The organism is Paraburkholderia sp. (assembly GCF_034668105.1).
Taxonomy (GTDB): domain Bacteria; phylum Pseudomonadota; class Gammaproteobacteria; order Burkholderiales; family Burkholderiaceae; genus Paraburkholderia.
The window spans coordinates 1-13,268 of sequence record NZ_JAXDPY010000429.1 but is presented as its reverse complement, the minus strand read 5'-3'; the positions used below and the strand labels follow the sequence as shown (position 1 = coordinate 13,268).

The 13,268-nt window shown below is 63.4% G+C and carries 11 protein-coding genes and 1 pseudogene; 4 read left to right on the top strand and 8 right to left on the bottom strand.

Going from position 1 to position 13,268, the window contains the following annotated elements; all coding sequences use genetic code 11:
* Positions 1-133 precede the first annotated feature (133 nt).
* The gene (locus QOC89_RS19450; RefSeq protein ID WP_179735646.1) at positions 134-1,072 is read left to right on the top strand and encodes a LysR family transcriptional regulator; all 939 of its coding nucleotides are present in this window, start codon (positions 134-136) and stop codon (positions 1,070-1,072) included.
* A gap of 127 nt (positions 1,073-1,199) precedes the next feature.
* Entirely contained in the window at positions 1,200-4,670 is a 3,471-nt protein-coding gene (locus QOC89_RS19445; RefSeq protein ID WP_323046513.1) for a methylmalonyl-CoA mutase family protein, read from the top strand.
* A gap of 156 nt (positions 4,671-4,826) precedes the next feature.
* Here QOC89_RS19445 and QOC89_RS19440 read toward each other — a convergent pair whose 3' ends face one another.
* Positions 4,827-5,786 (bottom strand): nitronate monooxygenase family protein, encoded by a 960-nt coding sequence (locus QOC89_RS19440; protein WP_323046512.1) that lies wholly within the window; start codon positions 5,784-5,786, stop codon positions 4,827-4,829.
* A gap of 308 nt (positions 5,787-6,094) precedes the next feature.
* On the opposite strand from QOC89_RS19440, the gene QOC89_RS19435 reads away from it, so the two are divergent.
* A complete protein-coding gene (locus QOC89_RS19435; protein ID WP_323046511.1) occupies positions 6,095-6,985 on the top strand; it encodes an alpha/beta hydrolase in 891 nt (296 codons plus the stop codon).
* Between the two features lie 124 nt (positions 6,986-7,109).
* On the opposite strand, the gene QOC89_RS19430 is transcribed toward QOC89_RS19435, so the two are convergent.
* On the bottom strand, positions 7,110-7,580 hold the full coding sequence (locus QOC89_RS19430; RefSeq protein ID WP_323046510.1) for an Lrp/AsnC family transcriptional regulator: 471 nt from the start codon (positions 7,578-7,580) through the stop codon (positions 7,110-7,112).
* Between the two features lie 114 nt (positions 7,581-7,694).
* Here QOC89_RS19430 and QOC89_RS19425 point away from each other — a divergent pair.
* Positions 7,695-8,594 (top strand): annotated as a pseudogene (locus tag QOC89_RS19425) (DMT family transporter).
* A gap of 321 nt (positions 8,595-8,915) precedes the next feature.
* Here the strand turns inward: QOC89_RS19425 and QOC89_RS19420 are convergent.
* From QOC89_RS19420 to QOC89_RS19395, 6 genes are all read right to left on the bottom strand, one after another.
* A complete protein-coding gene (locus QOC89_RS19420; RefSeq protein ID WP_323046509.1) occupies positions 8,916-9,836 on the bottom strand; it encodes an MBL fold metallo-hydrolase in 921 nt (306 codons plus the stop codon).
* The gene (locus tag QOC89_RS19415) at positions 9,833-10,336 is read right to left on the bottom strand and encodes a MaoC family dehydratase (RefSeq protein ID WP_323046508.1); all 504 of its coding nucleotides are present in this window, start codon (positions 10,334-10,336) and stop codon (positions 9,833-9,835) included. The genes QOC89_RS19420 and QOC89_RS19415 overlap by 4 nt, the downstream gene beginning before the upstream one ends.
* Positions 10,333-10,569, bottom strand: a complete 237-nt coding sequence (locus QOC89_RS19410) for a DUF1289 domain-containing protein (protein ID WP_323046507.1) — start codon at positions 10,567-10,569, stop codon at positions 10,333-10,335. Before QOC89_RS19410 ends, QOC89_RS19415 begins: the two co-directional genes overlap by 4 nt.
* A gap of 4 nt (positions 10,570-10,573) precedes the next feature.
* Positions 10,574-11,095, bottom strand: coding sequence for a YbaK/EbsC family protein (locus QOC89_RS19405; protein ID WP_323046506.1), 522 nt, complete (start codon positions 11,093-11,095; stop codon positions 10,574-10,576).
* Between the two features lie 29 nt (positions 11,096-11,124).
* The gene (locus QOC89_RS19400; RefSeq protein ID WP_323046505.1) at positions 11,125-12,051 is read right to left on the bottom strand and encodes a hydroxymethylglutaryl-CoA lyase; all 927 of its coding nucleotides are present in this window, start codon (positions 12,049-12,051) and stop codon (positions 11,125-11,127) included.
* 247 nt (positions 12,052-12,298) lie between these two features.
* Positions 12,299-13,240, bottom strand: coding sequence for a glyoxylate/hydroxypyruvate reductase A (locus QOC89_RS19395; RefSeq protein WP_323046514.1), 942 nt, complete (start codon positions 13,238-13,240; stop codon positions 12,299-12,301).
* Positions 13,241-13,268 lie beyond the last annotated feature (28 nt).

The following is a 13,268-nucleotide window of genomic DNA, read 5'->3' as shown; positions in this document are numbered from 1 at the left end:
GTTCCCCAAAGCCCGCCTTCTCCGGAAGGTGGGCTTTGGTTGTTTCCGGTATCCCTGCTGGATTGATTTGCTGACTATCTTTTGATAAACCCGGCAAAATGGAGTCGATTAATTCCTCCAGCGAGTGATTGAGATGGATACCCTCGTCAGCATGAAAGTATTTCGTCAGGTGGTCGAAGTCGGCAGCTTTGTCGGCGCGGCCGAACGGATGGAGATGTCGGCGGCGATGGCGAGCAAGCATGTGATGCACCTCGAACAGCAACTCGGCGCGCGCTTGTTGAACCGCACCACGCGGCGTGTCGCGCCGACCGAAGCGGGCCGCGAATACTACGAGCGCTTGAGCCAGGTGCTCACCGAACTCGAGGAAGCCGAGCAGGTGGTCAGCGCGGCGAGCGTCGTGCCGCAAGGACGCTTGCGGGTATCGTCGCTGTCGGCATTCGGTTTGAGCCACGTGATGGCCGCGGTGGCCGACTACGCGTCGCAGTACCCGCAGGTCACCGTCGACATGACCCTGTCGGACCGCGTGGTCGAACTGATCGACGAAGGCTTCGACGTCGCGATCCGGGCGTCGCCGAGCGGGCTGAAGTCGTCCTCGTTGATCGCGCGGCAGATCGCGACCGCCCATCTGGTGTTGTGCGCGTCGCCGGCCTATCTGCGCCGGCACGGTACGCCGAAGACCATCGCCGATCTGGCGCGCCACAACTATCTGCAATACGCGGGCGTGTCCGCGCTCGAAATCGCCTCCGCGACCGGCGATGGCTCGCCGCGCGTGCGGCTGTCCGGCAATCTGATCGTCAACCATCTCGAGGCGCAGCGCGTCATCGTGCTGCAGGGCGCGGGCATCGCCATGCTCGGCACCGAGGTGATCGGCGACGATCTGGCCGCCGGGCGCCTGGTGCCGCTGCTGGTGGATGACGTGCCGCCGCGCGAGTTGCCGATCCATGTGGTCTACGCGAGCCGCCGCCATCTGTCGGCCAAGGTGCGCTCGTTTGTCGATTTTCTTGCCGAGCGCTTTGCGAACGAATCGCTTTGGCCTTCGCTCGAGCAGATCAAGGCGCTGGCGGTGCGTTAGGCGGCTTGAGATGCACACCCCCATCATCCGCGCGCCAGGTTGTACGGCCTCGAGCCGTTCGAGGCGCGCCGACCTGTTTAGCTATACTGGTTGCCAGCACCCATACGCGTAACGATCTGGGGGAGACATGACCGATCTGTCCACGCCGCAGCGCACTGGCGGCCACCCGCTGCCCGCGGGCCGGCGCCCGCGCTTTGTCACCGCCGCCGCCTTGTTCGACGGCCACGACGCGTCGATCAACATCATGCGGCGCATTCTGCAAGCGAGCGGCGTAGAGGTGATCCACCTCGGCCACAACCGCTCGGTCGATGAAGTCGCCACCGCCGCCCTGCAAGAAGACGCCGATGGCGTCGCCGTGTCGAGCTACCAGGGCGGCCACAGCGAATACTTCCGCTATCTCGTCGATCTGCTGCGCGCGCGTGGCGGTGAGCGTATCAAGGTGTTCGGCGGCGGCGGGGGCGTGATCGTCCCTGAAGAAATTGCCGAACTCGAACGTTATGGCGTCGAGAAAATCTATTCGCCGCATGACGGCCAGCGGCTAGGCCTGCAAGGCATGATCGACGACATGATTGGGCGTTGCGCTGAAGCCGCGCGTGCCGCTGCCGCCGTTCGGCAAAGCCCGATCAGCGAGTGGGTAGGCGATCTGTCGGCGTGCGGGTTGCCGCGTTTCGAACCGCGCGCTGAACTGCTCGTCAAGTCGCACGAGGCGTCGGCCGACCCCACCGCCGTCACGTTCCGCCGCCTCGCGCAACTGATCAGCGCGTACGAAACGGGCCGAGTCAAATCGGCCGAGCAGGAAATCCTATCCGTCCTCGCAGAAGCGGCCGACGTGCCGGTGCTCGGCGTCACCGGGACCGGCGGCGCCGGCAAGTCCTCGCTCACCGACGAACTGGTCCGACGTTTTCGCCTCGACTATGGCGACGCCCTCACCATCGCCGTGCTGGCGATCGACCCATCGCGCCGCAAATCCGGCGGCGCGCTGCTCGGCGACCGCATCCGCATGAATGCGATCGGTGATTGGGGCGGTGGCGCGCGCGTGTACATGCGCTCGATGGCGACGCGCGACGCATCGAGCGAAATTACGAGTTCATTGGAAGACGTGCTCACGCTGTGCAAGGCCGCGGGCTTCGATCTGATCATCGTCGAGACGTCCGGGATCGGGCAGGGCGACGCGGCGATCGTGCCGTTCGTCGACGAGCCGCTCTATGTGATGACGCCGGAGTTCGGCGCGGCGAGCCAGTTGGAGAAGATCGACATGCTCGACTTTGCCAGCTTCGTCGCGATCAACAAGTTCGATCGCAAGGGTGCGCCGGATGCGTTGCGCGATGTGGCCAAGCAGGTCCAGCGCAATCGCGGCGACTTCACGAAGGCGCCCGACGCGATGCCGGTGTTCGGCACGATCGCTTCGCGCTTTAACGACGACGGCGTGACGGCGCTCTATCACCATGTTGCCGAAGCGTTGAGGTCGCATGGCTTGCGCGCCGGCGGCGGCCGTCTGCCGGCGCTCGGCGATTTGCGCTTTTCGAGTGGCCGCAACGCCATCGTGCCGCCGGCCCGCGTGCGCTATCTGGCCGATGTCGCGCAAACCGTCCACGCGTACCGTGAGCGTGCCGACGCGCAAGCGCGCCTGGCGCGTGAGCGCTGGCAACTCACCGAAGCGCGCCGCATGCTCGGCGAAGCCGATGCAGGCACGGGCGCGCCTTCTGCCGTCTCCGGATCAAGTGTCACGGCAAACTCCGCAAGCGCCGCTCAAACGCAACACGAGCAACACGAGCAACACGAGCAACACGAGCAACTCGACACCCTCATCGCCCAACGCACCGCCGCCCTCGGCGAACGCGAACGCAAGCTGCTCGACGCCTGGCCGCAAACCGTCGCCGCCTATTCCGGCGACGAACACATCGTCCGCATTCGCGACCGTGAAATCCGCACAGCGCTCGCCGTCACGACGCTTTCCGGTTCCGAGGTCCGCAAAGTCGCGCTGCCGAAATTCGTGGACCACGGCGAGATCCTGCGCTGGCTGATGCTCGACAATCTCCCGGGCTACTTTCCGTTCACCGCCGGCGTGTTCCCGTTTCGCCGCGAAAACGAAGACCCGACGCGCATGTTCGCCGGCGAAGGCGATCCGTTGCGCACCAACCGTCGTTTCAAACTGCTCTCCGAAGGCATGCCGGCCAAACGTCTTTCGACAGCCTTCGATTCGGTCACCCTCTACGGCGAAGAGCCGCACGAGCGGCCCGACATCTACGGCAAGGTGGGCAATTCCGGCGTCTCGGTCGCGACGCTCGACGACATGAAATCGCTCTACGACGGCTTCGATCTGTGCGCGCCCGAGACATCGGTGTCGATGACGATCAACGGCCCGGCGCCAACGATTCTCGCGATGTTTTTCAACGTCGCGATCGATCAGCAGATCGCCCGCATGGCGCAGCAGCACGGCCGTCCGCTCACGGAAGACGAACTCGCCGCCGCGCGCCGCACAGCGCTGGAAAACGTGCGCGGCACGGTACAGGCCGACATCCTGAAGGAAGACCAAGGGCAGAACACCTGCATCTTTTCGACCGAGTTCAGCCTGAAAGTCATGGGCGATATTCAGGCGTACTTTGTCGATCACGGCGTGCGCAATTTCTATTCGGTGTCGATCTCCGGCTATCACATCGCCGAGGCCGGCGCGAATCCGATCTCGCAGCTGGCCTACACGCTCGCCAACGGCTTCACCTATGTCGAGGCCTATCTCGCGCGCGGCATGTCGATCGACGATTTCGCGCCGAATCTGTCGTTCTTCTTTTCGAACGGCATGGACCCCGAATACACCGTGCTCGGTCGTGTCGCGCGACGCGTCTGGGCGATTGCCATGCGCGAACGCTATGGCGCCAACGAACGCAGCCAGAAGCTCAAATACCACGTGCAAACCTCGGGGCGCAGCCTGCACGCGCAGGAGATCGATTTCAACGATATCCGCACCACCCTGCAGGCGCTGATCGCGATCTACGACAACTGCAATTCGCTGCACACCAATGCGTTCGATGAAGCGATCACCACGCCCACCGAGGATTCGGTGCGCCGCGCGGTGGCGATCCAGTTGATCATCAACCGTGAATGGGGCCTCGCGAAGAATCAGAATCCGAATCAGGGCAGCTTCGTGATCGAGGAGCTGACCGATCTGGTGGAAGAAGCCGTGCTGACGGAATTCGATCGGCTCACCGAGCGCGGCGGCGTGCTCGGTGCGATGGAAACCGGCTATCAGCGCGGGCGCATTCAGGATGAGTCGATGCTGTACGAGCATCGCAAGCACGACGGCTCGTATCCGATTGTCGGTGTGAACACGTTCCTGAGCGCGCATCCGCATCAAGCGCCGCAGCCGATTGCGCTGGCCCGCTCCACCGATGAAGAAAAGCAGAACCAGTTGAAACGTCTACGCGATTTTCAGGCGCGGCATCGCGACGACGCGCCCGCGGCGCTCGAGCGTTTGAAACGCGCAGTGATCGACGACGACAACGTGTTCGCGGTGCTGATGGACGTCGTGCGCGTCTGCTCGCTGGGGCAAATCACGCACGCGTTGTTTGAAGTAGGCGGGCAGTACCGCCGCAATATGTGATCGCTCAGCGCGGTCACAGTTTGCGAGACCCGCGCGCATACAAGCACATACGAGTCGGGCTGGAGCGGCCTCGCATCGCATCGCGCGCGGGTTGTGAGTGCCGGATATGCTGCGGTTCAGAATCGAGCCGCGGCAACCTGCGTCACGCGCATGCACTTAGCGCGCGATTCCTAGCCGGGCCTTGGCGTCGTTGTATTCGTTCGTCAAACGCCGAACCAGCTCACCGACGCTCGGCACATCGTCCATCAGGCCGACCCCCTGGCCTGCGCCCCAGATATCTTTCCACGCCTTCGCCTTGTCGCCGCCGAAGTTCATCGCGGTCTTGTCCGATTCCGGCAGCGCGTCCGGATCCAGCCCCGCGTTCACGATACTTTCGCGGATGTAGTTGCCATGCACGCCGGTGAACAGGTTCGTGTAGATGATGTCCGACGCGGTGGAATTGACGATCGCCTGCTTATAGCTGTCGACCGCGTGCGCTTCTTTGGTCGCGATGAAGCGCGTGCCCATGTACGCGAGGTCCGCGCCCATGGCCTGCGCGGCGAGAATCGAGCCGCCGTTGGCGATCGAGCCCGACAGCACGATCGGGCCGTCGAACATGCGCCGCACTTCGCCGACCAGCGCGAACGGCGAGGTCGTGCCCGCATGACCGCCGGCACCGGAGGCCACCAGGATCAGCCCATCGACGCCCGCTTCGAGCGCCTTCTGCGCATGGCGCAGATTGATCACGTCGTGCAGCACGATGCCGCCGTAGCTATGCACCGCGTCGACGATCTCACGCGCCGGTGCACGCAGGCTGGTGATGAAAATCGGCACCTTGTGTTCGACGCACACGCGCACGTCGTGTTCGAGCCGCGTATTCGACTGATGGACGATCTGATTGACGGCGATCGGCCCGATGATCGCATCAGGATGGGCGGCCTTGTGTTCGGCGAGCTGAGCCTGGATCTGCGTGAGCCATTCGTCGAGCAGTTCTGCCGGGCGAGCGTTCAGCGCGGGAAACGAGCCGACGATGCCTGCCTTACATTGGGCTAACACGAGTTCGGGATAGCTGACGATGAACATCGGCGAAGCGACGACGGGCAGCGCGAGTTTTTGCAGGACGGCGGGCAGTGCCATGGTGCGGGTCTCCTGATAAGCGGGCCGGTACGGTGCTAAGCGCCCGGCAGATATGAGTTTAGCGGTACATGACTTGTGATGCGTCGAGGCTGACGAGCGTGATGCCGCCCTCACAGCCCCGCGCGCATGGCCACGGTCGCTCGAGATTTAAGAACGATCGTTCGATTATAGGCGAGGCGGCCGCGTCGCGTCTGTTTAGTGCAGTTGGAAGGAGTGTTCAGTTTCTATGCTTGCGTGGGCTAACCCACCCCGCGTGGGCACGGTGCGCTCCTACAATGCTTTGACTTCCGAACGACAAGAGACTCGCTATGGCCTTCGAGGATTTCACGCCCTTTCGCGTCGCCGCGGGCGACGTCGATATTTTCGGAGTGAAGGGCGGGGCAGGGCCGCCTCTTCTGTTGCTGCACGGTCACCCGCAGTCGCATCTGATCTGGCAGCGGTGCGCAGCGCAACTGGCCGAGCACTTCACCGTCATCGCCACCGACTTGCGCGGCTACGGCGCCTCGGGCAAACCGCCCAGCGACGCCGAACACACCCCGTACTCCAAACGCGTGATGGCGGCCGATCAGGTCGCGGTGATGCGCCACTTCGGCTTCGAACGATTCCTGGTGTGCGCGCATGATCGCGGCGCCCGGGTCGCGCATCGGATGGCGCTCGACCATCCCGACGCCGTCGAACGTTTGATGCTGCTCGACATCGCGCCGACGCTCGCGATGTACGAAGCCACCGACCGCACCTTCGCGACGCATTACTTCCACTGGTTCTTCCTGATCCAGCCGGAGCCGCTCCCCGAGACGCTGATAGGCGCCAATCCGGCCGCCTATGTCGACGCGGTAATGGGCGGCCGTCACGCGGGCCTGGCGCCGTTCGCGCCGGAAGCGCTTGACGCGTATCGCAGCGCGCTGGCGCAACCTGGCGCCGTGCATGCGATGTGCGAGGACTACCGGGCGTCGGCGAGCATCGACCTCGAACACGACCGGGCCGACATCGAGCGCGGCCACAAGATCGGCTGTCCGCTGCGTGTGCTGTGGGGCGACAAGGGTGTGATCGAAAAGTGCTTCGACGCACTGGCGGAGTGGCGTCACGTCGCGCGGGACGTGAGCGGGCGGTCATTGTCGTGCGGGCATTACATTCCTGAAGAAGCGCCGGACGAACTGGTCGCGGAAATGTTGTCGTTCTTCGAAGCGGTCGAACGGTAAGGCACTTCGTTTATACGCTATGCAGGCGCCGGCTCGCTGACGCCCGATGTGGCCACCGTTTCGTCTACTGCACCACGCAGCAACGGTTTCGCTCAAGCTCGACGCAACGCAACCGCGTGTTCCCTCAGCCAAGCGGCGGCAAACGGCGCGCCACCGGCGTCGACTTGACGATAGCGGTGCTGGTCTCCGCGCGCTCGGTGACCTTCGATAGAATCTCGTCGAGCTGATCGATCGAATGCAGATACAGCCGGCAAATGAAGCAATCGTCGCCCGTCACCTTATCGCATTCGACAAACTCCGGAATCCGCCGGATCACGTCTTCCACCAGATGCAACTGCCCGGGCAACGGCTTCACGCGCACGATCGCCTGCAACGTGAAGCCGAGCGCGCGCGGATCGATCTGTACGGTGAAACGCTCGATCACACCTTGTGCTTCGAGCCTACGGATGCGCTCGGCCGTACTTGGGGCCGAAAGGCCAACCAGACGCGCCAATTCGCTGACCGGTTGGCGGGCGTCGGCCGCCAGCGCGGCGAGCAGCGCGCGGTCGGTTTCATCGAGTGTCGCCGGCATGGGGGACGCAAGGCGTTTGGTCATGCTGGCCTTCGATTATTAGGTTGGCTTGTGGAACGACTTAAGTTTAGCCATGTATTCGGGCGCCCGCATTAATTACACTGCTGCTCATAAAGGAATCCATTCGAGGATCGAATCATGGCGTCAAATGAAATTCGCCGCGGCGCGGCCGAAATGACCATGGCCATGCTGATGTCCGGCACCATCGGTTGGCTAGTGGTGTCGTCGCAGCAGAGTCCGTTCAATGTGGTGTTCTTTCGCTGTATCTTCGGCGGCGCGACGTTGGCACTCGTGTGCGCCGTGCTCGGCCTGTTCAGACGCAAGCTCTTTTAGTGGAAGATGCTCGGGCTCGCGCTGCTCGGCGGCGCGGCGATCGTCATCAACTGGGTGTTGCTGTTCGCGGCCTATTCGCGTGCTTCGATCTCGATGGCAACCGCCGTCTACAACACCCAGCCTTTCATGCTGGTCGCGCTCGGCGCGCTGGTGTTTCGCGAGCGCATCAGCGCGTCGACGCTCGCGTGGCTGGTGGTCGCGTTCATTGGCCTCGTGTTCGTGGTGAAAGTCGAGCCGGCGGTGCTGGCAATGCCGGGGCAGTATCTGGTCGGGATCGCCTATGCCGTGGGCGCGGCGGCCATGTATGCGGTCTCGTCGATCATCACGAAGCACTTGAAGGGCACGCCGCCGCATCTGATCGCGCTGATCCAGGTGTCGCTCGGCATCGTGATGCTGGTGCCGTTCGTGCGTTTCGATGCCCTGCCGACCAGCGGCGTGCAGTGGCTCGAATTGATCGTGCTCGGTATCGTCAACACGGGGCTCATGTATGTGCTGCTTTACGGCGCGATCCAGAAGCTGCCGACTTCGATGACCGGTGCGTTGTCGTTCATCTATCCGGTGGTGGCGATCATCGTCGATCGGGTTGCGTTCGGGCAGACACTCGCGTGGATTCAGGTGCTTGGCGCGGTGCTGATCCTGCTCGCGGCCGCGGGCGTGAATCTCGGCTGGCGGATCGTACCGCAGAAAAATCTGTCCTCAACCTGAGGCGCGCAACACAGATACGGGAGCGGAAAATATTACGGATTACGGAGCAACTGGAGGTGCGCATTGTTCATATAGACAAACCAATGGCGTCCCATGGGCGCGACTACGCGGCTTCGTAACGTGGTCTGTATACGGGTTTAAAAGGCGGCGTCAAGCTTCTGTAGGGAAATCACCGATGCGGTCAAAAAACCGGCGCGCGTATCATTCATCTCGACGCTGATCACGTCCGACAGAATTTCCGCCGCTCGCCTTGATGGTTGAGCGGCTTTCTTTTTGTGGCGACGGTTTTGGTGTTGTCCCGCTGCCGCCCAACCCGCGACCTCACGCCTCGCGCGCGACGATCCGCTCGCCATCGATTGCCAGCGGGCCGTTTCTGGCCGCCAACTCCTCAACGATCGTGCGGATTAGCGTGGGCCATTCGCCACGCGGCTTAAGCATGGTCGCCGCGGCGCGCATCACGGCGGCGTCGTCGAGCATTTGCAGCAACGTGTCGAAGCGCATCGCGCGGACTTCGAGCAGCTTGAACACGATCAGCACCTTCAGTGCATTCTTCGCGTTGCGCGCCGGATCGGCGCGCAGCCACGCAACGCGTGAAAAAGCCCGTTCAAGTGCCTCTTCGACGTTGGTGAAGGGAGCGCCATGGCCGGGAATCACGAGCCGCACCTCGAGCTTCGCAATGGCGTCGAGCACCGCCTGTTCTTCGGCGAAACCGCTTTCACCTTCCAGTTCGGGGAAAATCACGCCAAAGCCGTTTTCCCACAGCGCGTCCGCGCTGATCAGGATGCGTTCGTCAGCGCAATACAGCATCAACGAATGCGGGTCGTGACCTGGCGCGCCGAGCACCTGCCAATCGAGCGCGCCGAGCCGCAGTTGCGCGCCGGACGCGATCGTTTCGGTGAAGGTGAAGCGCTCGCAGCGCTGGCCGGTGGCGCGAAACGTCAGACGGGTTTCGTCCCACGCGCGGACGGCATCGGCTTCAGACGCGGGAATCGCGGTACGGCACGGCCACGTCGACTGCAATAGCGCGTTGCCGCCGCAGTGATCCGAATGCAGATGTGTGTTGACGATCAGATCGAGCGGTCGCGCGCCGAGCGTGTTTTGCACCAGCGCAACGGTTTGCGGCGCGTGCGTTGCGTAACCGGTATCGACGAGCGCGGCACAGGCGTCGTCGACCAGCAGCACGTTGTTCGACGAAAGCCAGCCGCGTTCGAACACCTGGATCGTTTCCGGCAGCTTCGTCATGGTGTGTTCGCGTTGGTGTCCATGTCCATGTCCACGTCCCTGTCCGCGTCTGAACGCTCTGATGCTTCGGGTTTCGCCATCACCAGAATCGTGGACGTGCCAATCAGCATGGTTTCGCCGCGCTGGTTCACCACGCTCCCTTCGAGATGCGTCAGATCGCCGTTCAGACTCGGTTTCCAGTAGGCATCGCGCACGCGCCAGGTGATCGTCAGCGTGTCGTCCGCATGGACCGCCTTCTTCAGCTTGATATCGAATTCGAGGCCGAGCGGCTGCGCGTAGGTCGAGAAGTGCGTGGCCAGCAACGCCATGAAATGCGCGGTGGGTTGCGTGCCGGATGCGATCAAACCGCCAAAGCGGCTTTGCGCGGCGTACGCCTCGTCGTGATGCAGCGGGTTGAAGTCGTTGACGAGCGAGGCGAAAGATTTCACCGAGTCCACTGACAATTCCAGCGTCGAGTGGAACGTCTCGCCGATCGTCACGATGCGCGGTGCGGCGTTCATCGCTGCACCTTCGCGGGCTGTGCCTGCTTTGCCATGAACTGGACGTGGCGTTCCTCGACCGCGTCCCAGACGGCGCGCTTCGCGTCGTTGTCGAACAACGACCAGCCCGCGATTTCGTCGATCGTGCGCAAACAGCCTTCGCACCAACCGGTCGACGCGTCCATCTTGCACACGCTGATGCAGGGGGAGGGCACGGCCGCCTCGTCGTCTTCGCTATCGATGCCCGCTGTCATGGCTTCATACCGTCTCACGCAACGCCACGTCGATGACCGGCGCGCCCGTCAACGCAATCAGTTCCTGCGCGCTCAGATTGAACACCGCATGCGGATGACCCGCCGCGGCCCACAGGCTGTCGAGCGCCAGCAGATCGGCATCGATCAGCGTGACCGGTTCCGTGGCATGGCCGATCGGACACACGCCGCCGATCGCGTAACCGGTTTTCTCGCGGACGAACTTCGCATCCGCGCGGCCGATCTCGCCGACTTGCGCCGCGACTTTCTTTTCGTCGACGCGATTCGCGCCGCTCGCGATCACCAGAACCGGCGCATCGTCTTCACGGCGGCGAAACAGAATCGACTTGGCAATTTGCGCAACCGAGCAGCCGAGGCCAGCCGCGGCTTCGGCGGAAGTCTTGCCGGTCTCCGGCAGCATCACGACCCGTCCCGCGTGGCCGCGTTCGCGCAACAATAGCGCGACGCGACGGGCGGAATCAGGGAGCGCGGCGAGCTCGCCGGAATCGGGAGAAGCGTGGTCCGTCATTGTTCTAGGTCCTGAATGGATGGCAACGGTCAAACGCAGTTGGCCTGTTCGCTGCGCGCTTTGGCGAGCAGCGCCTTGCCGGCGCGCGATACGTTCGGCCGGCCAATCGACGTCGAAATGAAATCGCCGATCGCGACGACTTGCGCCAGGTCGATGCCGGTCTCGATACCGAGGCCGTTCATCAGGTACAGCACGTCTTCGGTCGCGACGTTGCCGGTTGCGCCCTTCGCATACGGGCAGCCGCCGAGCCCTGCCACGGAGGCGTGATAAATTTCGATACCTTCCTGCAACGCGGCGTAGATGTTCGCGAGTGCCTGACCGTAGGTATCGTGGAAGTGACCCGACAGACGTTCACGCGGGAACACCCTGGTGACGGCTTCGAACACTTCGCGCGTGCGCTTCGGCGTGCCGACGCCGATCGTATCCGCGATATCGATCTCATCGCAGCCGAGCGCCGCAAAACGTTCGACCACATCGACCACCGACGCCACCGGCACTTCGCCTTGATACGGACAGCCCAGCGCACACGACACACTGCCGCGAATCCGCAGGCCGTGTTCCTTCGCCGCCTGCGCGACAGGCGCGAATCGATCGATGCTTTCGGCGATGCTGCAATTGATGTTTTTCTGCGAGAACGCTTCGCTGGCCGCGCCGAAGATCACGATCTCGTCCGCGCGTGCGGCGAGTGCGCCCTCGAAACCGCGCAGGTTCGGCGTCAGCACCGAGTAGATCGTGCCGGCGCGGCGTTCGATGCCGGCCATGACAGCGGCGCCGTCGGCCATCTGCGGCACCCATTTCGGCGATACGAACGACGCGGCTTCCACGTTGCGAAGACCCGCCGCCGACAAGCGGTTGATCAACTCGACCTTGATCGCGGTGGGGACGAATTCTTTCTCGTTCTGCAGTCCGTCACGCGGACCGACTTCGACGATTTTGACGTGCTGGGGCAAGGCCATGATGCGTCTCCTGTGTCGACCGGAGTTTGCGCTTTAGCGCATTACTCCGGTCCCATGCAAAGCGGTCGACCGGAGTTTGCGCTTTAGCGCGTCACTCCGGTCCCATGCAAAGCGGTCCCATGCCATGAGCCCGCGCGTGGCGGCTCTCCTTCAGTTTGACTCGGTAGTGCTCAGCACAGTGTTCGATCTTCGTTTCCAGTACCCGAACTCGACGTCCACGTCGAGTATCCATGCTCGGTACCCACGCTTAGTACCCACGCTCGATATCGACCACCCCGCTCACCGTTTCGCCGCGCATCAGCGCCGCCATTTTCCCGGCGACTTGCGCGACACTCTCTTCGCGCAACGTGAGCGCGGATATATGCGGCGTGATCGTAATGCGCGGCTCCCGCCAGAACAGATGATCGGGCGGCAACGGTTCCTCACGGAACACGTCCAGCGTCGCGGCGGCGAGCTGGCCGCCAGAGAGCGCTTCGAGCAGATCCTGTTCGACCAGATGCCCGCCCCGCGCGACGTTGATCAGATACGCGCCCTTCGCGAGCTTCGAGAAGGTGCGCCGGTTCAGCACGTCGCCCGTATCCGGCGTGTGCGGCAACAGGTTGACCAGCACTTTCACGCCGTCCAGAAACGCATCGAATTGCCCAACGCCTGCGAAGGTCGTGATGCCGTCGATTTGCCGTGCACTGCGACTATATCCGCGCACCGGCATGCCGAAGGCCGCGACTGCTTGCGCGACATGCGCGCCGAGCACACCCAGGCCGAGCACGCCGACGGTGAAGGTCGCGCGCGGATGGGGATCGAGTACTTTCCAGCGGCGCTCGCTTTGCAGCGTTTGATACTCGTCGAAGCGGCGCAAGTAGCGCAGCACGGCATGGGTGACGTATTCCGCCATCTGGGGGGCCATGCCGGTGTCTTCGAGCCTGATCAACTGCGTGTTGCGCGGCAACGTGCCCGGGTGTTCGTGTTCGAGCGAGAGGATCGCATCGACGCCCGCGCCGAGATTGAAGATGGCGCGCAGATCGTCGCGGCCGGCCAGCATCTCACGCGGCGGACGCCAGGTCACCGCGAAATCTGCCGGTTCGGTATCGCCGGCCTGCCATTCACGCAGCTCCGCTTGCGGCAGCGCGCGGGTAAGGTCGTGAAGCCACGCGGCGGAATCGGCATGCGGCATGTAGAAGAGGATTTTCATACGGTCTGGATGGCGTGTGCGTGGTCGA